This window comes from Fibrobacter sp. UWB16, assembly GCF_900215325.1.
Classification (GTDB): Bacteria; Fibrobacterota; Fibrobacteria; order Fibrobacterales; family Fibrobacteraceae; genus Fibrobacter.
In genome coordinates, this window is record NZ_OCMS01000002.1 from 277826 (window position 1) to 304189 (window position 26364).

The window sequence follows — 26364 nt, forward strand, 5'->3', positions numbered from 1 at the left end:
CGGGACTTTTTGTTTTGACAACATTTTTTGCTATTTTAGAGTTATATGCGCAAGTTTGCTATTTTACCCTTGTTTTTAGGTCTCTCTCTCGCCCAGGTCTCTTTTGGCCAGGTGCGAGACCTTTTCGCTGAGTTTGAAGAAGAAGCTAAGGCCCCGGCTACGGTTCCGGCGAGTTCTGCGTCTGTAGCTCCTGCGGAAAAAACTCCGGCTGCTCCCGTAAGCTCTGCTACAGTTGCTCCGACAAGTTCTTCTGCTAAGGCGCCTGCTAGTTCCGCTTCTAAAAAATCGAAGGGTAAATCTTCTAGCAGCAAGGCTGTGTCTAGCTCGTCTGTTGCACCGGTTTCAAGTTCGTCGATTGTGCTCTCAAGTTCTTCGGTCGTCGAAATCTTGCCTGCTAGTTCTTCGTCGGCTGTTCTTGTGGAGTCTAGTTCGTCCGTTGTCGATGTCGCTCCCGCTGTAACACTTGCTGATACTTCGGTGCTCGATTCTGCCGCTCGTGATTCCTTGATGCGTGAAGCCGCCATGGCCGAAGCTGAAAAAATCCGCGCTCGTGCAGATTCCTCGAGACTTGCGGATTCCATTGCCCAGGCTCAAATGGCTGGTATCGACAACGTGAGCAGCAGTTCTGTTGCCGCTTCGTCCAACAGCATGAGCCGTCGTGAACTCCTTGGACCGGTGAAGGTTTCCAAGGTGAATGGCATTGACGAAATGAAGGGCCGTTACAAGAGCCCGCGCAAGGCATTGTTCCTTTCGCTCTTGGTTCCGGGCGTTGGCCAGATGTATGTTGGTGGCTCGACTGCGACTTATGTGCGCGGTGGCGTGTACATGGCTTTGGAAGTCTTTATGTGGAGCGGCTGGGGATACTTCTCTATTTACAAGTACAACCAACAGGTGGACAAGTACAAGAAATATGCTAAGACCCATTATTCCATTGGGCGTTACGAAGCTGCCATGCACGATCTTTACAGTGTCGGCGGCTCGGACAACTATAGCAAGGAATTTAGCAATCGCTACATGGGCACTCGCAAGTCGTTCTGCGAAGCCATCTATGGCAATGCAAACTATGGTGGTTGCTATAGCGACGACGCCTTGTTCAAGTATGATTCTAAGCATTTGAATAACTTCCCGGATCCGGATCGTCTTTCTGAAAAGGATCGTAAAAAAGCAAATCTCGGTAAGGAAATGGATGATTTTGGTCATTCGTTCAATAATGAATCCGAAGTATTCCAGTTGATATCTGAAGACGCTTACGTGCTGGGTTGGGATGATGTTGATGCTGTTAGCGCTACTAGCCTTGGCCTTGAAAATTTGGATTCGGCAACCGTTGCGCTTGGAAAATCGAGCCACTTGAAAAAGTATCGTTCTATGCGTAAAGATGCCAATGACTATGCGGATATGCAGGCCTGGTTTATCGGTGGCCTCATCTTGAACCATATCATCTCTGCAGTCGATGCTGCTCTCACGGCTCATTCCCATAACAAGGTTCTCTATGAAGAAGACCTTTCCTGGTATGACCGTCTGCATTTCGATAGCGGCGTTTCGTTCAAGGATTCCTTTGGCTGGCAAGTTCGTGCAAACTGGGGATTCTGATGCATCGTATTATTCTTGCCATTCTGCTTGCGTCAGTTGCCGCTTTCTCGCAGATTGTGGTGAGCGTCGATACTGTAGTTTATAAGAACCGAGACAAGAATGTGTTTCTTGCCATTGGTGCTTCTGCTCTTTTGCCGGGCATGGGTGAACTGTACTTGAACGAAAAGAAAATGGTTCGTCCGTTCTTGTGGGCTGACCTTGCCCTCTGGGTTTCTACGATTGGGGCCTATGTGGTGGGGGACCGCTATGTGTCGTCGGCTCATAATTATGCTGTCCGTCATGCAGGCTTTAATGGCAATAAGGATGTTTCGCTGTTGAATACAGTGGGGTCCTACCGTAGCCGTTCCGGCGTATATGGACAGAATTCTTCGCCGGATATGAATGAAGACTACAACCAGGCGATGATCCGTTCGGGCAAGAAAATTGACGAGGATTTCTCAAAGGATATCGAGTGGGATTGGGGTAGCTCTGATAATCCCGAATCCTCTAAGCATATTGATGAGTTCAAAGACCGGATGCGCCATTATCGCATTAGCCGTATTGTTTTCCAGGTTTCTGTAGGGGCGTTGATCCTGAACCGTGTGCTGTCTATGCTTGATGCGATTCGTGTTTACCGTGCAACTTCGACCAAGTCCTTCTCGGAGCGTGTTCAGTTTGCACCAGAATTTTATGATGATGGCGGTGCACTCCTGATGAATGTGAAGTTTTAAATTTGTCATTCCCGCCAACGAGCGGGAATCTCCTTTTTATGCAACTTTTTAACTGAATTAAGCATCTAAAATTTCGAAATTGAAATGCCCTGGATTCTTCCACCTTCGGTGTCAGAATGACGGAATAAAATCAAACCACTTTCTATTGTCTACTTCCTACTTCTAATCAAAAAAATATGAAACACCTTCTTTTAATAGCACTCTCTTCTCTTCTTCTTGTGGCTTGTGGCAGTAAAGATGATTCTGCCAAGGGCGCTCCTGCAGGCAAAGGCAATGGCGGAAAAAAGGGTGGCGCTCAGAGAGTGCTGAATGTCGAAGGTTATGTGGCAGAGCTTGGGCAACAGGGCAAGAACTTCCAGACGATGGCGACTCTCGTGCCGAAGAACAGCGTATCGCTTTCGGCGGCGACCTCCGGCCGTTTGGTAAGCCTCAAGGCAAAAGACGGGGCTATTGTCAAGAAGGGGACTCTCCTCGCAAAGATTGACGATTCTGAACTCCGTGCGCAGCTCAAGCAGGCGCAGTCGAACAAGATGCTTGCCGAGCAAAAGGAACAGCGCATCCGTGGTCTCTTTGAAAAGAACGGGGCGACCAAGCAGGATTTGGAATCGGCAGAAGCATCTCTCAAGTCTGCTCAGGCTAGCGTAGAACTTATCCAGGCTCAACTTGCAAAGACCGAAGTCCGTGCGCCATTTAGCGGCAAGCTTGGCTTTGTCGATGTGTCCGTAGGCGCCTGGCTCAACTCTGGCACCCCGATTGCTGAACTCAGCGAAGTGGACCGCCTCAAGGCGAAGTTCTCGCTCCCGCAGCGCTATGCGTCTGTCATCAAGGTGGGCGACAAGATTTCTCTCAAGGACTCTGAACGCAATGTTGAAAAGTTCGGCGTTGTCTCTGCGCTTGATGCCGTGATTTCTGAAAGCAGCCGTACTCGCCGTGTGATGGTCGATGTCGATAACGCAAAGGGCGAACTCATTGCGGGTAGCTTTGTGAGTGTGAATGTCGCGATGGAAGCTAGCAACGTGCAGAGCTTTACGATCCCGTCCGAAGCGATGATTCTCGACAGGGAAGGCGCTTACGTGTTTGTGAGCCAGGGTGGCAAGGCTAAAATCAAGCATATCACGACGGGACTCCGCACGCCGATGTCTGTGCAGGTGCTTTTGGGCCTTGACGTTGGCGATACAGTGATTGTTTCTGGCATTGTGAGCCTCCGCCCAGGTGCAGATGTCAAGATTAAGGGACTCCGCCATTCGATCAATTACGAGGTAGAGTAATGAGCGTAAGCCAGCTCTCCGTCCGTCGCCCAGTCCTCATGACTGTGATGGCGCTTGTCATCCTGTTGCTCGGATTTTTTGGGCTCAGCTCTCTTGGCATTCGTGAATACCCGAACGTCGACTATCCGTTGATTCAGGTGCGTACCTCTTACCCGGGCGCAAACGCGGCCGTGGTCGAAGCGGAAGTCACTGAAATCTTGGAAGCCTCCATTAATAGCGCGTCTGGTATCAAGGCTTTGACTTCAACAAGCCGCGATGGTTTCTCTTACATCAGCATTGAATTTGAAACGGGCATGGACTTGGAAGCGGCCGCAAACGAAATTCGCGACCGCGTGAGCCGTGTGCGTCGTCGCTTGCCGGACGATGTCGATGAACCGACGGTCTACAAGTCCGATAGCGATAGCGACCCGATTTTGATGGTGAGCCTTGTGAGCGACAAGTTCGACCCGATGGAAGTTTCGGAAATTGCGAACAACCACGTGAAGGAACGCTTGCAGACGATTAACGGCGTTTCGGAAGTGGCGATTTGGGGCGAAAAACGTCCGGTTGTGCGCTTGTGGATTGACCCGGTGCGTATGCAGGCTCTTGGCGTCTCGGGTGCGCAGATGGCGGCCGCTTTGAAACAAGGTAACTTGGAACTTCCGTCTGGTTCTATTGAAGGTACAGAAACGACGCTTTCGATTCGTACGCTTGGCCGAGTTCTCGATCCAAAGTCCTTTGGCAACATTGCGGTGAGAACGGCTGAAGATGGAACTGTGATCCGCATTTCTGATGTCGCAGATATCCATTACGAACCGAAAGATACGCGTACCGGTTTTAGACGTAACGGCAAGAATTCCATTACGCTTGCACTCATGGCGCAGCCGGGCAGTAACCACGTTGAAATTGCAAACGAATTCTACAAGCGCGTCGAAGACATCCGTCGTGAAATCCCGGAAGGCGTGGAACTGCTTTACGGTCGCGATACTTCGATTAACATCCGCGCGTCCATCAAGGAAGTGGTGGAGACCATCTTTATCGCGTTTATTCTCGTGATTGCGATTATCTTTGCGTTCCTCCGCGAAGGCCGTACCACGTTTATCCCGATGGTCGTGGTGCCTGTATCTGTGATTGGTAGCTTCTTTGTGCTTTATCTTTGCGGGTTCAGTATCAACGTGCTTACGCTTTTGGCGATGGTCCTAGCGATTGGCCTTGTTGTGGACGATGCCATTGTGATTGTGGAAAATATTTATCACAAGATAGAAAGTGGCATGACGCCGAAGCAGGCGGCAATTGCTGGAACAAATGAAATCTTTTTTGCTGTGATTGCAACGTCTGTCGTGTTGATGGCTGTGTTCATTCCGGTGCTTGCCCTGGGCGGTACGACGGGCCTTTTGTTCCGCGAATTTGTGGCGGTGATGATTGGAACCGTGTTCCTCTCGACGCTTTGCGCTTTGACGCTTTCGCCGATGCTTTGTTCTAAATTCCTAAAGCACCAGAAGAAAGGCCGTTTCTTTAAGCTCACGGAACCGTTCTTTGACTGGCTAAACGGGATGTATTCCCGCTTGCTAGGCGGATTCCTCAAGTGGCGCTTGCTGTTGTTCCCGATTGTGGCTGTTCTCTTGTTTGGAGCGTATTTCTGCTTCAATAACATGAGTAGCGAAATGGCGCCGACCGAAGACTCCAACGCTGTGATGGTGAACATGAGCATGCCCGAAGGCGTGAACCTCTCGCGCACCAAGCGCATGGCCGATGAATTTGTCGATGAAGTGACTTCGATTCTCGATTCCAATGAATACACGGAATTCCAGGCGGGTGCTTGGAATGCGGGCAACTCGAGAATGCGTTTGTTCTTGAACGACAATAAGAAAGCTCGCCGTCCGCAGAGTGAGATAGCAAGAGCAATCCAGGTGCTTGGTAACGAATATCCGGATTTGCGCGTGATGGTGTTTGAACCGCAGAGCATCAGTACGCAGCGCGGTGGTCTCCCGGTGCAGTTCGTTTTGCAGGCTCCGAACATCGAAGTGTTGCGAGACCTTGTTCCGAAATTCGAAGAAGCGGCTAGCAAAAGCCCTGTGTTTAGCGTGGTGAACAGCAACTTGCGATTCACGAAGCCGGAACTTCACATCGAAATTTTGCGCGACAAGGCAAACGAAGAAGGCGTGTCGGTGAACGATATTGCACAGGCGGTGCAGCTTGCCATTAGCGACCAGACTTATGGCGATTACTATAAGGACGGCCGTCAGTACGATATCATTGGCGCTGTTGGTTACCAGTACCGCGATACGCCAGAAAACCTCTCGATGCTCACGGTCAAGAACGGCAAGGGCGAGCTAGTGAGCTTGGACAACTTTATTACGTACAAGGAACAGTCCGCTTCTCCGTCACTCCCGCGTTACAACCGCTTTAGCGCGGCAACCATCCAGGCTGGCCTTGTGCCGGGCAAGACGATTGGCGATGGCGTCGAAGAAATGCGCCGCATTGCAAAGAAGTTGCTGAAGGATTACCCGAGCGTGAGTACGACCTTGAGCGGTTCGTCTAAGGAATTCGAAGAAAGCTCTTCGGGACTTTACGTGGTGTTCTTGCTTGCTCTTGCGCTTGTGTTCTTGGTGCTCGCGGGGCAGTTCGAAAGCTTCCGTGCGCCGTTCGTGATTTTCTTTACGGTGCCGCTTGCTCTTTCTGGCGCTTTGGTGAGCTTGTTTATCACGGGCCAGACGCTCAATATCTTTAGCGAAATTGCTTTGATTTTGTTGATTGCTCTTGTAACGAAGAACGGTATCTTGATCGTGGAATTTGCAAACCAGATTGCCGAGAATACGGGCTGCAGCAAGCTCGAGGCGGCTCGCCAAGCGGCTGAACGCCGCTTCCGCCCAATCCTCATGACGAGCCTTTCGACAGTATTGGGCGCGGTGCCGCTCATCCTGACCGGCACCCCGAGCCGCATTGCCATGGGTGTTGCCATTGTTGGTGGTCTCACGTTTGCGACGTTCATGACGCTCTTCATTGTGCCTGCTGCATATAGCTTCTTTGCAGGGAAGGTCGAATCCGTCCGTACCGATGCAAGTAAAATGGCGTAGGTTTAGACGAGAGATTTTATTATACTGCACCAATGGTGCCTAACTAGTACTCTCGTCTTTCGTCTAAAGCGAGTTTGCGAGCGTTCTTTCGTCTAAGTTGCGGCAACGCCGCTACTTCACCAGCTGAAATGCTTTTTCACCTTCACGGCTCATGCCGTAGCGGGTGCGGAGGATTTCTTCTTTATAGAGGGAGTCGGTCTTTAGCTTTTGGATGAGCTCGTCTCGTTGCTCAATGACCTTGGTCAGGGAGTCGATTTCTTTTTGATAGAGCTCGATTTCCTTCACAATTCTACGCTGCTCTGGAATACTGTCCTTGCCGAACAGCAAATGGAACACCAGGAACGCAAATGCGATCACGGTGGCAATTCCAATGAGAAGTCGTATGTGCAACTAATTATGCTCCGTTAAAATAGAATTGGAAGTTGTCCTTTGACGAGACTAGACCTGATATTTCTAGTTCCGTCAATATAGCTAAAAGTTCCGGTGCCTTAAAGTCAAATTCTTGCTGAAGTTCAGAAAATGTTTTGCGGAATCCGTTAAAACGTTCAAATACTTTTTGGGCTCCATCGGAAAGATGGACCCCGCATGTGGCGAGCTGTTGGATGCTTGTTCCTTCAAGGAGGGGGATTCCGGCCACGGAACGCAAGCTTTCGGGCGCAAAGACGGGCTTGGCGTGTCCACTGTCTAGGAGGGCGTTTGTGCCACTGTAGAGCTCGCTGTCGAAGTTCCCGGGGCAGGCGAGGAGCAATTTCCCTTCGTCTAGGCAGAATTGCGCGGTGAGGAGGGCGCCTCCCTTTTTACGGCTTTGGACTACAAGTGTCGATTGGCTAAGTCCGCTGATGATGCGGTTCCGTGCGATGAAGTTCCCTTTGTAGGCAGGCGTGTCGCCTTCGTATTCGCTTAAAAGGGCCCCTCCAGCATCGAGAATCCGTTTGGCGAGGGTGTTGCGTTCTCCTTCGATTTTGGCGTCTAGGCCTTGCGCAAGGACTGCTATTGTGGGGATGCCAGCATCGAGGGCGGCGCGGTGGCAAAAACTGTCTATGCCCTGTGCAAGCCCCGAAATAACAACGGCATTTGTGGATCGGAGTGATTCGACGAGTCGCCTACAGAGCTCTTCAGCGGATGCGGACGGGCGGCGTGTGCCGACCATGGCGATGCCGATTTTATTGTTTGTGGGGAGGGTGCCTTTGCAAAAGAGTTGTTTCGGACAATATTTGGATGCACCAAGGAGGAGCGGATAATTGTCGTGGGCGAGTTTGCTGTAAGGTTCGTTGAATAAAAGATTCGTTTCCATTTTATTGTTACCCCGAATGTATCTTGGGGCTGTAGTACTTTGAGAGCGTAAATTTAAAGGATGTAAGAAACGATATAGGAAACGATAAAATTAACGATATAAATAACGGTGTTACTAATTTACAGAATTTATCGTGAAAAAACAAGGGGTCGCGTTTACTTTCTATCTTTGGGCGCATGAAGTACACGTTTAAGGATCTCGTCGATATTATGGCTCGTCTGCGTTCGGAAAATGGCTGCCCGTGGGACCGCCAGCAAACCACGCATTCGCTGTTGCCATATCTGGTTGAAGAAAGCTGTGAGTTTATCGATGCCGCGCAAGATGGCGACAAGGAGCACATGTGCGAGGAACTCGGCGATGTGCTGTTCCAGGTGGTTTTCCATTCGCAAGTGTGCAAGGAACAGGGTGACTTTACGATTGACGATGTAATCCAGGGCTTGTGCGAAAAGATGGTGCGCAGGCATCCGCATGTGTTTGGCGATGCTAAAGTGGATACGGCAAATGACGTAAGCCGTCGTTGGGAACGCATCAAGGCTCAGGAGAAGAACAACTTAAAGCATGCGGGCGAGTCTATTATGGACAAAGTTAGCAAGAGCATGCCCACGCTCGCGCGCTCACAAGATATTATCCGTCGCGTGGCTAAAGTTGGTTTCGATTGGGGCGAGGCTGCTCCCGTGTTCGACAAGGCTCAAGAGGAATTTGCAGAATTCCGTGCCGAGATGGAAAAGATTTCTCCCGAGAATGCAAATGTGGACCGCCTAGAAGATGAATTCGGCGATATCATGTTCAGTCTTGTAAATGTCGCTCGCCATTGCGGATTCAACGCGAACATCGCCTTGCAACGTGCGAATAACAAGTTCGAAAAGCGCTTCCGCGAAGTAGAACGCCGCGTCAAGGAACAGGGCAAGGAAATCAAGGATGTAGGCCTGGAAGGCCTGCAAAAATTGTGGAAACAGGCAAAGTTGTCTTCCTAAGTCGTCATCCTGACGCCAAAGGCGGAAGGATCCAGTAAAGTTATTCTCTAAAAATAACTGGATTCAGCTCCTTCGAACCTAAGAATTGTAAAGCAACAAGTTGCTAACAATTCTATATCGTCCTAAAGGACTCAGAATGACGTTCTGACAACTGCGGCAAAACCGCTATTCCAATTTGGAATGTTCCGCGCGGGATTAAAAGAGTGCGCAAAATTTTGTTCGCACTCGTGATTCGTGTGCTATATTATTCTTGTGGCACAAGTAAATTCTGGTTCTGAGACGGGAAGCCGGATCGAATCGCGGAGTAGAACTTACTAGTGTTACGTTTATAAGAGAGTCCCGTGAGAGCATTACGGGACTCTTCTTTTATACGAATTACTGTGTGTGTTAACCCCAAACAAAAAGACCTGCAACTTCCGTTGCAGGCCTTTTAAACTTTCGAGAAGTTCTAGGGGTTGGTCGTGAGCAAAAAGAAGCCCTCGGTATTAACCGAGGGTTTCTTGCGAGAGCGAGGGGCCGACGGAGTTTTAAGTCAGCCTTTAGCCCCGAGCGGTCGTATTAGGCGCGAGCCTTGACCTTGTCGCCGTACTTCTTGATGAGTTCTTCCTGGATGTTCTTCGGAACCGGGAGGTACTTGCAGAATTCCATCGTGAATTCTGCCTTACCCTGGGTCATGGAACGGAGGTCCGTAGCATAACCGAACATTTCGGAAAGCGGAACTTCAGCAGTAATCGTGGTCATGCCGAGTTCTTCGGAAGTACCAACGATGCTACCACGACGCTGGGAAACGTTACCCACGACACCGCCCTGGAATTCGGTCGGGGTCTGGATTTCGACCTTCATGATCGGTTCGAGGATCTGAGCGCCAGCCTTAGCGAAAGCTTCGCGGAAGGCCATACGGGCAGCAACCTGGAACGCCATATCAGAGGAGTCGACCGGGTGGAATGCACCATCCTGGACTTCCATTTCGATACCGACAACCGGGAAGCCGATCAAAGAACCTGCTTCCATGCAGCTCTGGAAACCCTTATCGCAAGACGGGATGTATTCCTTCGGAATACGGCCACCGACGACGGAGTTGACGAAGTTGTAGACCTTTTCCTGGTCGCCTTCGACAGCCATCGGACGCATTTCGCCGACGACCTTAGCGTACTGACCAGAACCACCAGTCTGCTTCTTGTGGGTGTAGTCGAACTTGGCCGGGCGGGTGATGGTTTCGCGGTAAGCAACCTGCGGAGCACCAGTCGTCACGTCGCACTTGTATTCACGGCGCATACGTTCGATATAAACGTCAAGGTGGAGTTCGCCCATACCCTTGATGATGGTCTGACCAGATTCCTTGTCAACTTCGACCTGGAACGTTGGGTCTTCCTTCGTGAAGCGGTTGAGGGCCTTGGACATGTTGTCGAGGTCGTCACGGTTCTTGGCTTCAATAACAAGTTCGATAACCGGGTTAGGAACGTGCATAGAAGTCATGTTGTAGTGGTTCTTGCCATCCGTGAATGTCGTACCGGATGCGCAGTCGATACCGAACAGAGCAACGATGTCGCCTGCACCGGCTTCGGTGATATCCACCATTTCGTCAGCGTGCATACGGACGAGACGGCCAACGGAAACCTTCTTGCCGGTTGCCATGTTGGTGATCATGTCGCCCTTCTTGAGGGTACCCTGGTAAACGCGGACGTAGGTGAGCTGGCCATAGCGGTCGTTCACGAGCTTGAATGCGTAGCAGACGAGCGGTGCGTTGTCTTCGGACTTGAGGATAACTTCAGCTTCGTTGTTGTCGAGGTCGAGAGCCTTGTTTTCAACGTCGGTCGGGCACGGGAGGAAGTCGATAACACCGTCGAGGAGCTTCTGGACACCAATGTTCTTGTGAGCAGAACCCATGAACACCGGAGTGATGTCGAGACGGATGGTAGCTTCGCGGATGACCTTCTTGAGGAGGTTCTTGTCGATCTGGTCGACACCGTATTCGCCTTCCATAGCCTTTTCCATGACTTCGTCGCTGTAGTCAGCGCAGCAGTCAACGAGCTTTTCACGGTATTCGTTAGCCTGGTCGACGAGTTCTGCCGGGATTTCCTTTTCGATCATGTCGTCGCCATTGTCGCCTTCGAAGTAGTATGCCTTCATTTCGAGAAGGTCGACCACGCCCTTAAGATTGGATTCCAAACCTATAGGAATCTGCATGACGCACGGCTTGTGGTTGAGCTTTTCCTTGAGCATGACTGCAACGCGGAGCGGATTTGCACCAGAGCGGTCGCACTTGTTCACGAACACGACGCGCGGCACATGGTAACGGCGCATTTGGCGGTCAACGGTAATAGACTGGGACTGGACGCCTTCAACGCCAGTGAGGACGAGGATAGCACCGTCCAACACGCGGAGAGAACGTTCCACTTCGATCGTGAAGTCCACGTGCCCCGGAGTATCGATGATGTTGATGGAGTCCTTTTCTCCGGTCTTGGTGTGAGTCCAGTTTGCAAACGTAGCAGCAGACTGAATCGTGATGCCGCGTTCGCGTTCAAGTTCCATGGAGTCCATCGTGGCACCGACGCCGTCTTTACCACGAACTTCGTGGATAGCGTGGATACGCTTTGTGAAGTAGAGGATACGTTCGGTAAGGGTAGTCTTACCGGAGTCGATGTGAGCAGAAATACCGATATTTCTGTGCAGCTGAATGTCTTTCATATTTTTATTCCACTAATGGAGTTGATGTTATTGAATGTTGCGCCCAAAAATAGAAAATTTTGGGGGGAACTCAAGGGCGGTTTTTCATTTGATAGTATAAAAGGGGGGTAAAATGGCTAAAATTTGCGTTTTTGCACAATCTGGTAGATTAAAAATCCCGTTACAAGAGATATTCCTGCCCATATGGCAAGGGAGTGGATTGACATCCACGGACCAAAATTCATGAAATAGCGCTGGGATATTCCATAATAATCGTTCTTAACAAGGGAATCTGCAAATCCCTCGACGTTTAGCGGTATGTAAAAATGGCTGAGGGCGATTTGCAAGGCGAGTAACGCTGCGACAGTCTTTGCGCTCAGGTTCGTTTTGTCGAGAGCGTCGCCGAGTGGGACGAGTATCAACGGGAGGAGCGGGATGACATGCCGAGCTTCGCTGTCGATGGCAAAGAAGATGAAGGCGAGGAATGCAAGCGCGTAGCCGGGGCTCCGATTGAAAATGTTTTTTGAAAAATCGCGGAACAAAAAGATCACAAGTAGCGGCAAAATGCCGAAATAGCAGATGTGCGCGACCGGAGTGATGAATGGGTATTTGAGTGGGCGCAAGAAGACTTGGAGGACAAATGCGACTTCGCTGAAATAGAATTCGTCATTCGCGTGTGCACGGAGGTAAAGGTTGATTGCAATGAAGGGGATGGCGATCAACGCCAGTTTTTTCCATGCGGATTGGCGGACAAATTCGTGGGCGTATGTGAACGGGGTGTAGATGTGGCAGTCGCAGTTCCGAAAGATTATGTATAGAAATGCGCTCCAGGCTATGGCACTTACGAAAAGTAGTGGCTTGGATGCAGGGATGAACAGCATGCTTTCGAGAAGCGGTTGCTTGTGTAGCAGGTAGAGTGTGGCGACCGCTCCGATGGATAGTAACGGAAGCGCTACGGTGAGGATTTTCCCGGTGTGGAATTTTACGTAGCGTGCGTTTTCAGAAAAGGGATCCTTGAAAATGTAAAGGAGCCAAATAATGTAGGTGACTGTCGGCCATGTGAGGATGCCCAAAAATGAAATGGCTATCGCCTGCAAAAATTTTTGCCGCTGTAAATAGTAATAGGATACAAGGAAAATGGTATTTGCGAAGGCGTCCGTCTGGAATATTTCGTAGCCGCAGTTCTTGAGTACGAAATGATTGAAGAAGAAACACCCGAAGACTAAAGCCGAGGTCGTCTGTTTCCAGGCATATAGCTTGATTAGCTTGAAAAAGAAAAATAGCTGGATAGCGAGATTGCCAAAATGGAGCACGTACATCGAGTGCATCAGGTTCGCGTGCGAGGGCTCGATGTTAAAGAGGTTGAAAAACAGGTTTATCAGGAAAAACGGGAAAATACGAAAAACACGGAACCGGTCGTAGCCTGTAGTCCAGAAGTCCTCGGTAAAATTTTGCGCGACCTGGTAGTAGAAAGCTCCGTCATAACCGGCACCGTTGTTCAGGGGCGTCTTTTCGCCAACAAAAGATAGTGTAAAAAGAAACAGTAAAACGAGAACAAGGAGCACTAAGGCTCCTTGCGTTTTAGTTGTTTTCGTCAGAGTGCTGTTCGGTCGATTCTGCATTGTTTTCGCCGTTTGCGCTTTGATCTGCACCGGCATCGCTGGATTCAGGCTCCTTGTCGATGGCGTTTTCGACGAGTTCCGGCTTTTCTACACCTTCGAGAGCCTTGAAGTAAGACTTAGCCGTCTTGCCGACTTCGTTCGTGTCGAAGTATGTGTAAGCGCCGTTACCGACGGCACCGATGGCCGGGATAGCTCGGAGAGCAATGCGGCCGAGGAAGTTCGTTGAAATCTTGACGCCGATTCTCTGGAGCAGTTTTTGGAGGGCGGCGAGCGAAAGCTTTTGCATGACAATGCGGCTGCCCGTACGGACGGCGACATCGCGGAGAAGCGAGGCTGCACTGTGGCGGAACAAGCACCAGACCATGGCTTCACGGGAAAGCATGGAGAATTTACCGTAGGTGCAAGCGATATCGGAAACAAGCTGAGCCTGGATGCGCCAGACTGCGGCGATATCCGGGATAGATGTCAAGACGCCGGTGAACCCTGCCGGGATAGAAAGCGAGGTGCTAACGGCTGCTGCCTTGAAGGCTGCCTGCTTAATCAAGATATCGGCACGCGCATCAGGATCCCTGTTGGGGCAGAGGAGCGAGTCCGGAATATCCGTAATCAGGTTGAAGACGACGGAGTTGAACATTTCCTGAATGGAATTGGAATCGTCTTTTTTGAATTCGTTAAAGTTTAACATAGCGGCCTCCTTTTCTCCTATTTCAAGAACATTTTAATAATTCCTGCAAAGTTTTGGGGAATTCTATATTGAAAATTACTCTTTTCTAACCACAATTTCACAATTTCATCGATCCAAAGTCGATCTGAAGCGATTTTTGTGATAAAAATATCGGTATTTTCGCCATTTTCGACAATTTTGTAGTTCAAATGGAACGAAATGGGGGTTGTTTCGCCATGTGGAATGACCGTGAGGTCCATCGTCTGTTTTTCGGCGTTGACGCTGAAGGAGACGTTGTTCAATGCTTTTTGAAGTTGTTCTTCCATGATTACTCCATCTGTGGCGGTTAGAACAAAATTTTTGCGAATAAGCCCGTGCCCTTAGGGAGTGCTTTTTTGATAGAATGGTCTTTGAACCACCAGGCGGCGATTTCATTAATCAACGGACGTGGGCTATCTACTTTGTTTATGACAATCATCGTCCCCTGTTCCGTATCTTCGAAACAGTAGTGCGCACAAAGTGTGGTCGGTGTAAATTCACCATGCAGAAGGATGGTCACATTTGCTTGGTTTTCTAGCGAGTCGATATCGACGTTCTGAATTTCACCAAATCTGTTGATGAAATCGTTGCGCCGGAAGAACATCTCGATGGCTTTGTCTCGTGCGTTAGAAAGGAAGGACATGGTTTTATTATTAGTTGGTAGTTACTAGTTATTGGTTACTAGTTAATTCGTGTACCTGTTTTTTCGGTTGTAATATATATTCTTTTGCGAAAAATGCAAAAAATAACACCTCGTGCTTTGGATGGCGCGAGGCGTTTTATATTGCGTTAAATGCGGCGGGTTAGCGCGGAAGCGTAAGGATGTCGATGCCATCCTTGGTCTTCACGACGGTGTGTTCCCACTGGGCGCTGAGAGAGCCATCGCGGGTGACAGCAGTCCAACCGTCGCTGAGAGTCTTGGTACCCGGGCGGCCGACGTTGAGCATCGGTTCGACCGTGAACACGTTACCGACTTCAATGAACGGGCAACGTTCGTAGTTGCGGAAGTGGTAGACTGTCGGTTCTTCGTGGAAGCCGCGACCGATGCCGTGACCGCAGTAGTCTTCGACAACGCTGAAGCCGTGTTCGTCGGCGATGTCCTGGATGGCGCAGCCGATGTCGTTCCAGTGTGCGCCTCTTTCGCCTGCAGTGCGGATGCCTTCTTCCATGCAGAACTTGGCGGTATCGACAAGTTCGCGAGCGATGTCGGAGACCTTACCAACGCAGAACATGGCGGAGGTATCGCCGTGGTAGCCGGAGAGGATTGTGGTGATGTCGATGTTTACGATGTCGCCATCCTTGAGAATGGTCTGGGCGTTCGGGATGCCGTGGCAGACAACTTCGTTGATGCTGATGCAGGCGTAGCGCGGATAACCGTGATAGCCCATGCAGGCGGAGATGCCCTTGTGCTGGCGTGTGTAGTCGCCGATGAATTCATCGATTTCGAGCGTGGAGACGCCGGGCTTGCACATTTCTCCAGCACGGATCAGCGTTTCGGCAGCGAGAGCGCCGGCGTCGCGGATCAGTTCGATTTCTTTTGCGGATTTTACTTTGATTTTTGCCATTTTTAGGCCTTCTTGTTTTTATTTAAGTTCTTTTATGCGCCTACTTTTTCCATGCGTATCTGTCGAGCAGGTAGGCGAGGAGCATCTGGTCGTCGGTCGTGCCGTTCGCAAGGTCTTTGACGAGCGGGAGCATGCGGCTGATGCGTTCAGTTGCTTTTTGACCGCCGAAGTGCTTGCGGACTTCTTCGAGGCGGACTTTGGTACGTTCGCTCACCTTCTTCGCGATTTCTTCGTTCGTGAGCGGATCCATCTTGATGAAGTTTATGCCGAAGTCAACTGCTGTCTGGCGGAGGTCGATTTCTTCGACCGGCGTGATGAGAGAAATGCAGAGACCACTGCGGCCTGCACGGGCGGTTCGTCCGCTGCGGTGCACATAGACTTCGTGGTCGGCGGGGTGGTCATAGACAATCACGTGCGTCACGTGGTCCACGTCGATACCGCGGGCGGCCACGTCTGTGCAGATGAGAATTTTGAGCTTCTTGTCGCGGAAGGCGTTGAGCGTCTTTTCGCGGAGGCTCTGGGCGACATCGCCACTGAGTGCACCGACTTCAAAGCCGTAACCGGAGAGCACCTGTTCGAGGTAGCTCACGTCGCGCTTGTAGTTGCAGAAAATCATGCAGCTTTCAGGATTGTAGTATTCCAGAACCTTGATGGTCATGGAATCCTTTTCCATCACGTCGCAAGTGTAGTAGCGGTGTTCGAGGTTGTTTGCGATGACTTTGTCGTAGCTGAGCGAAAGGAAATCGGCACCCGGACGCTGGAATTCGCGGGCAAGGCTCTTGACCGTCTGCGGAATTGTGGCGCTGTACATTGTGCAGGAGATGGCCTTCGGCAAGTACTTGCGGATCTTCTGCATGTCGGGGTAGAAACCCATCGAGAGCATTTCGTCGGCTTCGTCGAGGACGAGGTCGCGGATAGAAAGTAAGTCTACATTACCGCGCTGGATGTGGTCCATGAGGCGGCCCGGAGTAGCGACAATGACATGTACGCCGGAACGGAGTGCCTTGATTTGCGGTTCGTAGCTTACGCCACCAAAAATAGCGACAGACTTGATACCCGTACCCTTCGAGAGCTTTTCAAATTCTTCTTGCACCTGGATGCAGAGTTCACGCGTCGGCACGAGGATAAGAGCCTGCGGATACGGATGGTCACGGACAATGACCTGCAAAAGCGGGAGGGCGTATGCGCCCGTCTTGCCCGAACCCGTCTTCGATTGCACGAGCATATCGCGGGCGGCGAGCATGTAAGGGATGGACTTGCGCTGGACTGGCATCAGTTCGGTCCAGCCGTGTTCCCGGAGAATAGCCTTCTGTTCTTCGGGGAGCATATCAAACGTATAATCGGGGAGCTTGTTCTTGGGCTCGATAATTTTGACAGGCGTTAAAAACGGATTTACTCTTTCTTTCGTTTCTTCTTTAATTTCGTCACTCATAGTGAGCGCAAATTTAGCAAAAGGCGAGCGCCGCGGCAAAACAACTTGTTGTTTTGACATGGTCGAGCCGAGCTAAATGCGCCCAAGGGGCGCAAATTTAGAAAATAGACGAGAGACGTGAGACGAAAGATGAGAAAAAGCAGGGGTTATAGAGTCCAGTGGTATTCAAACCCGAGGCTTACAAAGCAATCGATGGTAGATTTTCCGATGGTTGTGGGGGCGGCGCCAGCATCGGGTGACGGTGCCACGTAAAGATCCCTGCCACGGCTCGAAACACCAGTACGCAAATCGATACCGTAATGCTTCTTAAATACGAATTGTCCGCCTATGCCAATTAAAGCCCCTTTATAAAGGTCTTCGAATTTAATGCGATACTTGTAGGCTCTGGAGGGTTCTTGTTTTTCGTTCTTTAGTCCGATATCTTCGACGTAGAAGGTGTATTGGAACCCAAGGAAAAATAGCGGAGTAATGTCTAGCCATGGCGTGATGGGGTATGTCATGGAAAGGAGTGCGTTGAGCCCGATATCATGTTGCCCGAAATTCCAATGGTCGAGTTCACGATAGACCGTATCGGACTTGTCTGTTTTCATGTCCCGGTTGGAATAGCGGTACATGAATTCAACACCGATGAACCCGTGCCAAGTCAGGCCCGCATAAAGGCTCAGGAAAGCATCGCTGTCTTCGATAAAGTTCCAAAGGCTAACGGAGTCCTTGGTGACGCGGTAATTTTTGACACGGCTTTTGGTGTGGCTGCTTGTCCAGTTGTCCGGAGTGAGCGGGAAATGGGCCTGGGAATAACCGATGCCTACGCCTGCCCAGACTTTGAGATTCGGGACTTCTTTATAGAGGTCGTCGGGCTCGGTCTGTTTTTTGAGACGTTCTTCCTTGGTGAGGCGGCGCTTGGTGCGCTTGTCAAAAAATGTGGCTGCAATGTCGTCGCTGAGGGCGACTTTGTCATTGTTTGCCTTGACGATGCCTGCGGCTTTGGGTTCCTGGGCTGTTTCGTCAAAAATGGCGACCTGGATGAACTTTCCTTGCGGAATGAGCAAAAGAACGATGTTGTCTTCGAGGGCCTGAATTTTGGCGGCCATGCCGGGGTGTCTTGCGCGCAGGTAACTTGAGGGTAATCCTTTTTCAAGGTTGTTCGAGAGCCAGGAACCGTAACGTGTGGCGACGGTGTCTCGTTCCCATTCACCGAGTTCGCGACACTTGGGTTCTCCAATACCCGTGTTGTTTCGGCGGAGCGAAAGGCAAAATTCATTGGCGTTGACCGGAGAATTGCCATCAAGCGTCCAAATGTAAACGGCTGCGTCTTTCCAGAGCGTAAAACGGGAATCGAAATACACCTCAGATGCGCTTGCCCAGGCGACCAAAATCATCAAGATAACGAGGAGCTTTTTCATTTGACGACTCCTTCGTAAAGGTTCTTGCGAATCTTTTGGATGGCAATTTGAATGAGGTTTGTCAGGTCTTTTAACTTATACGTCGTGATGGGCTGCTGGATTTCGTCAACGGCGCTGAATAGCGGGCGCTGCTTCAGGTTGTCCCAGAGCGTGTAAGAGAATATGGCGCTGACGTTATCTGGCTTGCGGATGCTGCCGCTTTCGTTATGGATAAGAGCGTAGTCAAAGAAATTTTCGCGCTTCAGGTCTGTGCCGATGATGAATTCGTGCAGAATGAGGACTATGGGAGGGACGTTTCCTGCCGAGTCCTTGAGCGTGACGCCTTGTTCCGGAATGTGCCCCTTGATGAATATGCGTTCATCAAGTTTTAGGCTTTCTTCGGGAAATTTGCTGTTGGCCGTATCGGCGAGGACGATGAGGTTCCCATAGGCCTTGCGCAATTCAGTTTCGAATGTTTTGCGGCAGTGCTCGGTTCCTTTGATCTGGATGCTGTCGGTACTGATTTCGAGACGCTTGGCAAACCAATTGGAACGCGTAATGACAAAAGCGTTTTCGATACCTGTTACCGCAATACCGCCATAAGGAGCCTTATGGTACGAGGGGTGGCTTGCGGTCCAATGATAAGAATCTGCACACCCCATGAGCATGCAGATTGCAAATCCGATGGAAAGTATCGACTTCTTGAACGCCATTAGCTTTTAGACGGCGCCCCACTTTTCGCGGTAAGCGTAAACGCGGTCAAGGATTCCTTCGGGAGCATTAATTGCCTTGCGGTTTTCTTCGCTTTCGAGGAATGCAATGATGTCGTTGATGTCTACGATGGAGTGGGCTTCAATGCCGTACTGTTCCTGAACAGTCTGCAATGCGGACTTGCCGTTTTCGAGCTTTTCCTTGCGGTCCACAGAGATGAGAAGGCCGATGACGTTGGCGTTTTCGATCTGGGAAAGTGCCTGCATGGTTTCGTTGACAGAAGTACCTGCGGTAATCACGTCTTCGATAATGACGACGTTTGTCTTTTCGGCGTACTTGTAACCGACGAGGGAACCGCCTTCACCGTGATCCTTGACTTCTTTTCTGTTGTACGTGAACGTAAGGTTCTGGGCGTACAAGTCAGAGAGCTTCATGGCTGTAGCAGCGCAGAGTGGAATGCCCTTGTAGGCCGGTCCGTAAAGGTTCTGAGCCTTGCCGTCGAAATGAACCATAAATGCAGCTGCATAGAATTCAGCGAGCTTCGAAAGGGAGGCGCCCGTACGGAACTCTCCAGTATTGATAAAGTAAGGCGTCTCGCGACCGCTCTTGGTGACGAAGTTGCCGAACTTGAGGGCTCCAGATTCTACGAGGAAGTGTACAAAGTTGTCTTTATTCATTGCTAATTCCTAGGCTTTAGCTCCGACGAGGAGCGCAATAACTTCAGAGATGATGTTGTAGTCGGTAATAAACTGGATCGCGAACATGGCGACCAAGCATATGACGCAAAGTACTAAATAGCTGTGGAAGGATTTTTCAAAACCCTTGATTTTCATCTTGAAAATGAGCCAGACGCCAAAACTCAAGATGGAACTGAAGACCCAAGCTGCAGAAGTGTTCAGGTCAACGAGACGGCTTACAGCAAACGTGATGGTAATGCCCGGCAAAAAGAAGAATGCAAAGCTCAAAACCACGAGAAGGGCAAAGCCGACGTAGTAGGCGAGTCCGCGGTCTTTCTTGACGATGACCTGGGAGCCAATCGATGTCTGTTCTTCTTCGCCCGTCATCGGATTCACGAATGTTTCCGGCTTGAACTGCTTGTACGGAGAGTTCGATGACTTTTCCTTGGGCTTCTTCGGAGAGATGACTTCGCCTGTCAGCGGATTGACGAGTTCTTCTGTGGAAGAAGTTTCGATACGAGTCTGGTTGACTTCGGTTGTAGCTTCGGTCTTGACTTCGTTGTCTGCGGAAGTAATCGGCTCTTGAGCGGGGGCTTCATTCTTGATTTCTTCGGACATGAGTAACTCCTAGAGAATAAATGTTCTGCCGGCGTGAACGAACACGCGATGTTCAAGCCACAGCTTAAGCGCCTGTGAAAGCGTGCGCTTTTCGATGTCCTTGCCTAGTTCGACGAGTTCATCGATGCTTGCGGTTTCAGGAACGCGCTGGATGTCTTGGCAAATAATCGGCCCCTGGTCGAGGTCTTCAGTGGCAAAATGCGCTGTTGCACCGATAATCTTTACACCCTTGTGCCATGCCTGGTGGTAGGGCTTTGCTCCCTTGAATGCCGGGAGGAACCCATGGTGGATGTTGATGATGCGGTACTTGAATTCTTCTGTGAACTGCGCAGTCAAAATCTGCATGTAGCGGGCAAGAACGATGGTATCCGTCTTGGTTTCTTCGATAATTTCGCGGAAACGGTTTTCGGGAATCGACTTGTCCGGGTTGGACGGCACATAGTAGAACGGCACGCCAAAGGAACCGCCCACGGGGCCTAAATCCGGGTGGTTACCCACGATGCAGCTGAATTCGCAGGGAAGGTCGCCATCGCGGCGCTTGAGGAGCAAGTCGTAAAGGCAGTGGTCCGTCTTGGAAACAAAAATGGCAACGCGTTCGGTCTTGGAGGTGTCGAACAATTTCCAGTTCAACTGGAGGTGCGGGGCAATTGTTTCGAGGTGTCTTTTGACTTCGGGAATGCCATCCGCTTCAATGTCGAAAACGGCGCGCAAGAAAAAGGTTTCGATATCCTTGGCTGTGTGTTGCTGGAGGTCGATAATGTTTGCTCCGGCTTTAGCAAGGACTTGCGTGGTGCCGGCGATAAGCCCTTTTTGGTCAGGGCAAAGGATCTGGAGAATATAACGAGTCATAGACATACTATAATATTAAAAAATTTAGGCCATGTTACCAAATATTTTATTTCCAAGTAGATGAAAAATAACTAACATTACACCAAGAAATAAAAAGTATTGAAAAATGGAGAGAATTAAATTGTTCAGACTGGGAATTTACTCCGTGCTCGCTTTGTCTGTCGCTCAGGTGTTTGCAGCACCTCCTAAGACATGGGATGCCATTTTTAACGCTGAAGGTCAGGGCGAATATGCCGCGGCCAAGATTGATGGAAATATCCGTTTTGGCGAATACACCCATTATAAGAATATCCAGCCGGTTTCCTTCCGCGTTTTGGATGACAAGTTTGACTTTTCTGTTGCTGGTAACATGACTGTTCCGGCAAAGTTGGTCGAAGATCCGAACTTCTACGAGAATTGCCGCAATACCATGGAAGCGTGGATTTCTTATTTCGATAAGCCGCGCCATTTTGGTAGCGAAGACCTTATCATCAACATTGCCGGTGTGGACTTTGCTTGCGGTAACGACTTGTTCAACGTCCATGACTTGCGTATAAAGTTTACCAATCCGCAGGCTCAGAAAGCTTGGGTGAACGAACTTGAAGGACGTCAGAAGTACAAGCGCGAACAGCTCTCTGAATTCCGCATTGCCGAACAGGAACACCGCGCTGAAATTCGCGACAAGTCCACTTCGTTTACGGACCCGCGCGATGGTCAAGTTTATCGAATCATCAAGGTCGAAGGCCGTGAATGGTTTGCCCAGAACGTGAACTACAATGTCGAAGGCCACTCCTGGTGCTACGAAGACAAGGACTCTTACTGCGCACGTAGCGGTCGTCTGTACGACCTCGAAGGTGCTCGCAAGGCTTGCCCGGAAGGTTGGCACTTGCCGCGTGACCGCGAATGGTCCGACATGCTCAAGGGCCTCACGGGCTGCTACGATGGCGTTGACAAGTGCGGTAACTTTGCTACAAAGATGAAGGCTACGACTGGCTGGCAGGGCGGTGGCGGTACCGACGAATACGGTTTCACCATCTTCTCTTCGGGCTATCGCAAGCTTCTCGGCAAGTCTACGGTTCGCTATGAAGACATGGGCGAATACGCTGGCTTCTGGTCTGCACAGAATGGCCGTAACGAAACGATTTGGCTTTGGGCTATGGGCCGCATGAGCGACCAGATGGTTCGCCAGCTCGTGCCTGCAACGGCTAGGAATAACGGTTATTCTGTGAGATGCATTAACGGTAACTAAGGATTGGCGCTGAGCGCAAAAAAAGAGAGCTTAAAAAGCTCTCTTTTTTTATATGCATAAAAAATGCGTCGCGCCGAGGGCGCGGCGTATTTTACATCTGGCGGATTGGGAAGAGGCCGAGCAAGTCGAGGACGTTTTCGAGCACAATCTGTGTAGACTGCACGAGGAAGAGTCTGGACTTTTCTTCGGCGGATCCGAGCACGCGGTCTTCGTGGATGAACTTGTGTGCGGCTTCGGCAATTTCGAGTGCATATTGTGCGAGCACGCTCGGTTCATCGTCCTTGACTGCGGCGAGAATCTTTTCACCCTTCTTGGCGAGAATGTTGATGAGGCTGTAGGCGGCGTCATCGGTAAGCTGAGCGTAATCCACGTCAGCCACCGGAACGGTGTAGCCGGCCTTGCGCATAATGCTGCAAAGACGGACGTGTGCGTTCTGCACGTACGGACCCGTGTCGCCTTCGAAACTCATGACGGCATCCCAGTCAAAGCGGACATCCTTCAAGCGGCTGTTCTTGAGGTCGTTGAAGGTAAGAGCGCTGATACCGATCTGGCGTGCAATGAGTTCCTTGTTTTCGAGGCCCGGATTCTTTTCGTCGATGAATTCGAGAATCTTCTTTTGGGCGGCTTCAATCACATCGCGGAGGAGGCTTGCCGTACCGGTACGTGTCTTGCCCTTTTCCCACTTGCCGTCGACCATCTGGAGGATCACGCCGAACGGAATGTGGTACATGTCCTTGTACCATTCGCGGCCCATCTTCTTGAGCACGTGGAACACCTGCTTGAAGTGGAGAGCTTGTCCCAAGTCCACCACATAAAGGCACTTGTCGAAGTTGTATTCCTTTTTGCGGTAAATTGCGGCAGCGAGGTCGCGGGTTGCGTACAACGTGGAACCATCACTCTTGCGGATAAGGCACGGGTTCAGGTCGAATTCATCGAGCATCACCACGTCGCGTTCCTGGCTGTTCACCAACAAGTTCTTTTCGCGGAGTTCGTCGAGCACGGCCGGAATCTTGTCTTCAAAGAAGGATTCACCGGTGTAGTGGTCAAAGCCAACGCCCATCATGTCGTAAATGCGCATGAGTTCCTTGAGCGTTGCGGCGCGGAATGCGGTCCAAAGCTTGCGGTAGAATTCGTCGCCCTGTTCGAGCTTTGTGAATGCGGCGCGAGCTTCGTCTTCGAGGCCGGGTTCTTCCTTGGAGGCCTTGGAGAAGCTAGCGTAAAGGATGTTGAGTTCCTTCACGGTGAGTGCGTTCAAAGTTGCTTCGTCGGTCGGGAGCTTTTCGCGGAGGTACATCACGATGAGCTTACCGAATGCAGTGCCCCAGTCACCGAGGTGGTTGATGCGTTCGACCTTGTAACCGGCAGCCTTGTAGATGCGGGCAAGCGAGTTACCGATCATTGTAGAACGCAAGTGGTGGAAGGCGAGTTCCTTACCGATGTTCGGGGAGCTGTAGTCGATGCAGACAACCTTGCCATTCGATGCGGCATGGCCGTATTCCAAACCCTTGGCGGCGATTTCGTCGAGCGTAGACTTGGCGAGGAATCCGCGGTCGATGAAGAAGTTGAGGTAACCGTTCACGGCTTCAACTTTAGAAAGCCCAGCCGGGAGCTGAACCTTTGCTGCTAAATCTTCGGCAATGAGCTTCGGTGCCTTGCGGAGGGTCTTTGCAAGAGAAAAGCAAGGAATGGTGTAGTTGCCGTGACTTGTATCAGGCGGTACGGAAATAAGTTTCAATGCGGCTTCTTCGTCAAAAGCTCCAGTTGCTGCAAGTGCCTTTGCGATTTCTGCATTAAATGAGTTCATTATCGTCTCCAGACTTCTTAGCGTCTTCGCGGATGAAGTCATGTTCATCGAGGTTCATGAGTTTGCCGTCTGCATAGAGGCGGTCGAAGGAAATTTCGTTTCTCTTTTCTTCTTCGAAGAGGTGAACCATCAGGTCAAGACCAGCATCGAAGATGGCCCAGCGTACGCCTTCCTTGTATTCAACGCCGACATAGTGGAGCTTGCGAGCCTTAAATTCCTTGGTAAGTTCATTCAGAATGGCCTGCATCTGGGCTTCACTTTCGCAAGTGGCGATGAGGAAATAATCCGCTTCGTTTTTGACGCCGCGGAGGTCGATGAGCTGCACGTTTTGGGCGCGGAGTTCAAAAAGGATACCTGCACCAAGCTTAACGGTTTCAGAAAAATCTTGGTTATTTGTTGCTGTCATGTTGTTCTCCCTGATCGGGTTCTATTATTTGTTGAAAATCTCTACCAGTGTGTACGACGGCATCGACTGTGGCGTTTTTGTCGAGTAGCACAAGAACGTTCTTTGTTTTTAGGGTGGCGGCGAGAGCCTGTGCGCCTTCCCATTCCGGGTTCCTAAGCACGATGACTGTTTCTTCGTAGTTCTGGAGGCGTTCGTTGTCAATGTAGACTACGTCAAATCCTTTTTTGCGCAAGAAAGCACGCATCTTAGTTGCGGCTCCCTTCATGCTGCAGCTGTTCAGAACTTCCACATCACCTTTGATGGGACGGACTTTGCGAACGACGGCAGGGGCAGGCTTTTCTTCTTTACAGCCTGTAAAGAGGCATGCGGCAAAAACAGCCGAAGAAACTCCTACGGCAAATTTTAGGCGGAGCGCTTTAGAATAGTTGTAGAACATTCTTTGATACAAATCTAGCAAAAATAAAAAAGCCCTCGGAATAAATCCGGGGGGACTATATAGAATAGAAGAGCTTACTGGCAGAGGATGGAACTGCGACTAAGACATTCGTTGTGGAAGAAACTGCGTGGACCGTAGGCCTTCAGTGCGTCGCGTTCATTGACGTAGGAAATTCTTATTAATGTGTTTTCGCTAGGTTTGTATTCCAGCGAAACATCTGGAATCAACACATTGACATTGCCCTGGCGTAGGTCCTCTCTTGCAATGCGGGAACCATTGCTAATGTTTGCGTAGATTGGCATCCAGAGACCGACATTTGCGTACAAGTGAAGATTCGGTGTGAACTCGTAGGCGAAATGCCCCATAAAGCTTTGGTTTGCGAACGACCCGAAACTACCTGCAACGAAATTGAGTGAATAGGAGTATGCGACTTTTAAGGCCGGGTCGAATGTCTGATGACGGACCATACGGTCTGAATCAAATTCGCGGTTCCAGGGAATTCCATCGTTTCTAAATTCGTAATTGGCTTCGGCCTCATTGCTTTTGGATACTGACGTTTTGGTAATGACTTGAGAGGCCATTTCGGATGATTCGATGTTTGTTGTTACGTTTGCAAATGCAAACGTTGATATGCAAAGAGCAGATAAAATAATTTGTTTCATGAAACCGAATATACAAAAGTGTGCAAGGCGAGAGTAGTAAAATTGAACTTGTTCAATTTTATTACCGAGCCGCCGCCACGGACGCCGTCGATTACCAGCAATAATGCGGGTTTCGCCAAGGACAATCGTCGTAGAAGTAACGATGCGGTCCATAGGCTCTGAATGCGTCTCTTTCGTTGATGTACATGACCCTCAAAGTCATCTTGTCACTTGGCTTGTATTCGAGCGTAATATCTGGAATCAATACGCCTACGTTCCCTTGTTTCACATCTTCTCTTGCAATACGGTTCCCGAAATGGATGCTCGAATAGAGTGGCATCCATAAGCCTACATTGGCATACAAGTGAAGGTCTGGGGTGAACTCGTAAGCGAAATGAGCCATAAAGCTTTGTTGTGCAAAAGACCCCAAAGAGCCGCCGATAAAGCTTACAGAGTAGGTGTAGGCCACCTTGAGCGCCGGGTCAAAAGTGTCGTGGCGAATGAGGCGTTCTGGGTCAAAGTGCTCGCGGTTCCACGGGATTCCGCTTTCCTGGATGACGTAAATAGTATCGACAACTGTGTCTTGGGCTGCGACCAATGTTTCCGAGAGCGCGCTAGAATCTTCCTTCGCGGGGGAGGCCGCAAAGGCAAGCGCTGCTAGGAATAACACTGTAAGACTCATGAATCGCATATAATGAATATATAAAAAAAGAAGGCTTCATGATAAAATG

General features: G+C 50.3%; 25 protein-coding genes. 6 read left to right on the forward strand and 19 right to left on the reverse strand.

Annotated features, from left to right (window positions below):
• The first annotated feature begins 45 nt into the window (after window positions 1–45).
• The 4 genes from CRN95_RS06590 (at window position 46) to CRN95_RS06605 (ending at window position 6624) form a co-directional block, all read left to right on the forward strand.
• Window positions 46–1590: a hypothetical protein gene (locus CRN95_RS06590; protein ID WP_097020425.1), complete on the forward strand. Its 1545-nt coding sequence runs from the start codon at window positions 46–48 to the stop codon at window positions 1588–1590.
• Window positions 1590–2300: a hypothetical protein gene (locus CRN95_RS06595; protein ID WP_097020426.1), complete on the forward strand. Its 711-nt coding sequence runs from the start codon at window positions 1590–1592 to the stop codon at window positions 2298–2300. The genes CRN95_RS06590 and CRN95_RS06595 overlap by 1 nt, the downstream gene beginning before the upstream one ends.
• A gap of 176 nt (window positions 2301–2476) precedes the next feature.
• Window positions 2477–3568 (forward strand): efflux RND transporter periplasmic adaptor subunit, encoded by a 1092-nt coding sequence (locus CRN95_RS06600; protein ID WP_097020427.1) that lies wholly within the window; start codon window positions 2477–2479, stop codon window positions 3566–3568.
• Complete coding sequence (locus CRN95_RS06605) at window positions 3568–6624, forward strand: efflux RND transporter permease subunit (protein ID WP_097020428.1); 3057 nt, start codon at window positions 3568–3570, stop codon at window positions 6622–6624. Before CRN95_RS06600 ends, CRN95_RS06605 begins: the two co-directional genes overlap by 1 nt.
• 111 nt (window positions 6625–6735) lie before the next feature.
• On the opposite strand, the gene CRN95_RS06610 is transcribed toward CRN95_RS06605, so the two are convergent.
• The gene (locus tag CRN95_RS06610; RefSeq protein ID WP_097020429.1) at window positions 6736–7014 is read right to left on the reverse strand and encodes a septum formation initiator family protein; all 279 of its coding nucleotides are present in this window, start codon (window positions 7012–7014) and stop codon (window positions 6736–6738) included.
• A 4-nt stretch (window positions 7015–7018) separates the two neighbouring features.
• A complete protein-coding gene (locus CRN95_RS06615; RefSeq protein WP_097020430.1) occupies window positions 7019–7918 on the reverse strand; it encodes a DNA-processing protein DprA in 900 nt (299 codons plus the stop codon).
• Window positions 7919–8094: 176 nt separating this feature from the next.
• Here CRN95_RS06615 and mazG point away from each other — a divergent pair, with 176 nt between their 5' ends.
• The gene (gene mazG / locus CRN95_RS06620) at window positions 8095–8892 is read left to right on the forward strand and encodes a nucleoside triphosphate pyrophosphohydrolase (RefSeq protein ID WP_097020431.1); all 798 of its coding nucleotides are present in this window, start codon (window positions 8095–8097) and stop codon (window positions 8890–8892) included.
• 558 nt (window positions 8893–9450) lie between these two features.
• On the opposite strand, the gene fusA is transcribed toward mazG, so the two are convergent.
• The 12 genes from fusA to purU form a co-directional block, all read right to left on the reverse strand.
• Window positions 9451–11580, reverse strand: a complete 2130-nt coding sequence (gene fusA / locus CRN95_RS06625; RefSeq protein WP_012820317.1) for an elongation factor G — start codon at window positions 11578–11580, stop codon at window positions 9451–9453.
• A gap of 116 nt (window positions 11581–11696) precedes the next feature.
• Window positions 11697–13124, reverse strand: coding sequence for a hypothetical protein (locus tag CRN95_RS06630; protein ID WP_097020432.1), 1428 nt, complete (start codon window positions 13122–13124; stop codon window positions 11697–11699).
• A gap of 16 nt (window positions 13125–13140) precedes the next feature.
• A complete protein-coding gene (locus tag CRN95_RS06635; RefSeq protein ID WP_088629375.1) occupies window positions 13141–13866 on the reverse strand; it encodes an EcsC family protein in 726 nt (241 codons plus the stop codon).
• A 17-nt stretch (window positions 13867–13883) separates the two neighbouring features.
• Window positions 13884–14171 (reverse strand): hypothetical protein, encoded by a 288-nt coding sequence (locus CRN95_RS06640; protein ID WP_097020433.1) that lies wholly within the window; start codon window positions 14169–14171, stop codon window positions 13884–13886.
• Between the two features lie 20 nt (window positions 14172–14191).
• Window positions 14192–14527 carry a hypothetical protein gene (locus CRN95_RS06645; RefSeq protein ID WP_141099823.1) on the reverse strand — a complete coding sequence of 112 codons (336 nt, stop codon included), beginning with the start codon at window positions 14525–14527 and terminating at the stop codon, window positions 14192–14194.
• A gap of 160 nt (window positions 14528–14687) precedes the next feature.
• Window positions 14688–15449, reverse strand: a complete 762-nt coding sequence (gene map, locus CRN95_RS06650; RefSeq protein ID WP_097020434.1) for a type I methionyl aminopeptidase — start codon at window positions 15447–15449, stop codon at window positions 14688–14690.
• 40 nt (window positions 15450–15489) lie between these two features.
• A complete protein-coding gene (locus CRN95_RS06655) occupies window positions 15490–16881 on the reverse strand; it encodes a DEAD/DEAH box helicase (RefSeq protein WP_088660410.1) in 1392 nt (463 codons plus the stop codon).
• Between the two features lie 146 nt (window positions 16882–17027).
• Window positions 17028–18284 (reverse strand): hypothetical protein, encoded by a 1257-nt coding sequence (locus CRN95_RS06660; RefSeq protein WP_097020436.1) that lies wholly within the window; start codon window positions 18282–18284, stop codon window positions 17028–17030.
• Entirely contained in the window at window positions 18281–18976 is a 696-nt protein-coding gene (locus CRN95_RS06665) for a hypothetical protein (protein ID WP_088629370.1), read from the reverse strand. Before CRN95_RS06665 ends, CRN95_RS06660 begins: the two co-directional genes overlap by 4 nt.
• A 6-nt stretch (window positions 18977–18982) precedes the next feature.
• Window positions 18983–19651 (reverse strand): orotate phosphoribosyltransferase, encoded by a 669-nt coding sequence (pyrE, locus tag CRN95_RS06670; protein WP_088629369.1) that lies wholly within the window; start codon window positions 19649–19651, stop codon window positions 18983–18985.
• A gap of 9 nt (window positions 19652–19660) precedes the next feature.
• Entirely contained in the window at window positions 19661–20269 is a 609-nt protein-coding gene (locus CRN95_RS06675) for a hypothetical protein (protein WP_088629368.1), read from the reverse strand.
• A gap of 9 nt (window positions 20270–20278) precedes the next feature.
• Window positions 20279–21118, reverse strand: a complete 840-nt coding sequence (gene purU, locus CRN95_RS06680) for a formyltetrahydrofolate deformylase (protein ID WP_235002919.1) — start codon at window positions 21116–21118, stop codon at window positions 20279–20281.
• Window positions 21119–21224: 106 nt separating this feature from the next.
• Between purU and CRN95_RS06685 the strand changes: the two genes are divergently transcribed.
• The gene (locus CRN95_RS06685; protein ID WP_097020437.1) at window positions 21225–22346 is read left to right on the forward strand and encodes a fibrobacter succinogenes major paralogous domain-containing protein; all 1122 of its coding nucleotides are present in this window, start codon (window positions 21225–21227) and stop codon (window positions 22344–22346) included.
• A 91-nt stretch (window positions 22347–22437) separates the two neighbouring features.
• Here the strand turns inward: CRN95_RS06685 and argS are convergent, their stop codons facing one another.
• From argS to CRN95_RS06710, 5 genes are all read right to left on the reverse strand, one after another.
• On the reverse strand, window positions 22438–24150 hold the full coding sequence (argS, locus tag CRN95_RS06690) for an arginine--tRNA ligase (protein WP_088629365.1): 1713 nt from the start codon (window positions 24148–24150) through the stop codon (window positions 22438–22440).
• Window positions 24137–24556: a ribosome silencing factor gene (gene rsfS / locus CRN95_RS06695; RefSeq protein WP_012820303.1), complete on the reverse strand. Its 420-nt coding sequence runs from the start codon at window positions 24554–24556 to the stop codon at window positions 24137–24139. The genes argS and rsfS overlap by 14 nt, the downstream gene beginning before the upstream one ends.
• Window positions 24540–24992 carry a LytR C-terminal domain-containing protein gene (locus tag CRN95_RS06700; RefSeq protein WP_097020438.1) on the reverse strand — a complete coding sequence of 151 codons (453 nt, stop codon included), beginning with the start codon at window positions 24990–24992 and terminating at the stop codon, window positions 24540–24542. The genes rsfS and CRN95_RS06700 overlap by 17 nt, the downstream gene beginning before the upstream one ends.
• A 74-nt stretch (window positions 24993–25066) precedes the next feature.
• Window positions 25067–25654 (reverse strand): hypothetical protein, encoded by a 588-nt coding sequence (locus tag CRN95_RS06705; RefSeq protein WP_097020439.1) that lies wholly within the window; start codon window positions 25652–25654, stop codon window positions 25067–25069.
• A gap of 91 nt (window positions 25655–25745) precedes the next feature.
• A complete protein-coding gene (locus CRN95_RS06710) occupies window positions 25746–26315 on the reverse strand; it encodes a hypothetical protein (RefSeq protein ID WP_235002920.1) in 570 nt (189 codons plus the stop codon).
• Window positions 26316–26364: the final 49 nt, after the last annotated feature.

Coding starts and splice junctions, on each gene's coding strand:
- CRN95_RS06655 (WP_088660410.1), bottom strand. CDS start 16,881: ATGAGTGACGAAATTAAAGAAGAAACGAAAGAAAGAGTAAATCCGTTT.
- rsfS (WP_012820303.1), bottom strand. CDS start 24,556: ATGACAGCAACAAATAACCAAGATTTTTCTGAAACCGTTAAGCTTGGT.
- CRN95_RS06595 (WP_097020426.1), top strand. CDS start 1,590: ATGCATCGTATTATTCTTGCCATTCTGCTTGCGTCAGTTGCCGCTTTC.
- CRN95_RS06635 (WP_088629375.1), bottom strand. CDS start 13,866: ATGTTAAACTTTAACGAATTCAAAAAAGACGATTCCAATTCCATTCAG.
- CRN95_RS06710 (WP_235002920.1), bottom strand. CDS start 26,315: ATGAGTCTTACAGTGTTATTCCTAGCAGCGCTTGCCTTTGCGGCCTCC.
- CRN95_RS06645 (WP_141099823.1), bottom strand. CDS start 14,527: ATGTCCTTCCTTTCTAACGCACGAGACAAAGCCATCGAGATGTTCTTC.
- CRN95_RS06665 (WP_088629370.1), bottom strand. CDS start 18,976: ATGGCGTTCAAGAAGTCGATACTTTCCATCGGATTTGCAATCTGCATG.
- CRN95_RS06640 (WP_097020433.1), bottom strand. CDS start 14,171: ATGGAAGAACAACTTCAAAAAGCATTGAACAACGTCTCCTTCAGCGTC.
- CRN95_RS06685 (WP_097020437.1), top strand. CDS start 21,225: ATGGAGAGAATTAAATTGTTCAGACTGGGAATTTACTCCGTGCTCGCT.
- mazG (WP_097020431.1), top strand. CDS start 8,095: ATGAAGTACACGTTTAAGGATCTCGTCGATATTATGGCTCGTCTGCGT.
- CRN95_RS06615 (WP_097020430.1), bottom strand. CDS start 7,918: ATGGAAACGAATCTTTTATTCAACGAACCTTACAGCAAACTCGCCCAC.
- CRN95_RS06600 (WP_097020427.1), top strand. CDS start 2,477: ATGAAACACCTTCTTTTAATAGCACTCTCTTCTCTTCTTCTTGTGGCT.
- CRN95_RS06705 (WP_097020439.1), bottom strand. CDS start 25,654: ATGAAACAAATTATTTTATCTGCTCTTTGCATATCAACGTTTGCATTT.
- argS (WP_088629365.1), bottom strand. CDS start 24,150: ATGAACTCATTTAATGCAGAAATCGCAAAGGCACTTGCAGCAACTGGA.
- pyrE (WP_088629369.1), bottom strand. CDS start 19,651: ATGAATAAAGACAACTTTGTACACTTCCTCGTAGAATCTGGAGCCCTC.
- CRN95_RS06660 (WP_097020436.1), bottom strand. CDS start 18,284: ATGAAAAAGCTCCTCGTTATCTTGATGATTTTGGTCGCCTGGGCAAGC.
- map (WP_097020434.1), bottom strand. CDS start 15,449: ATGGCAAAAATCAAAGTAAAATCCGCAAAAGAAATCGAACTGATCCGC.
- CRN95_RS06605 (WP_097020428.1), top strand. CDS start 3,568: ATGAGCGTAAGCCAGCTCTCCGTCCGTCGCCCAGTCCTCATGACTGTG.
- CRN95_RS06590 (WP_097020425.1), top strand. CDS start 46: ATGCGCAAGTTTGCTATTTTACCCTTGTTTTTAGGTCTCTCTCTCGCC.
- CRN95_RS06675 (WP_088629368.1), bottom strand. CDS start 20,269: ATGTCCGAAGAAATCAAGAATGAAGCCCCCGCTCAAGAGCCGATTACT.
- purU (WP_235002919.1), bottom strand. CDS start 21,118: ATGACTCGTTATATTCTCCAGATCCTTTGCCCTGACCAAAAAGGGCTT.
- fusA (WP_012820317.1), bottom strand. CDS start 11,580: ATGAAAGACATTCAGCTGCACAGAAATATCGGTATTTCTGCTCACATC.
- CRN95_RS06700 (WP_097020438.1), bottom strand. CDS start 24,992: ATGTTCTACAACTATTCTAAAGCGCTCCGCCTAAAATTTGCCGTAGGA.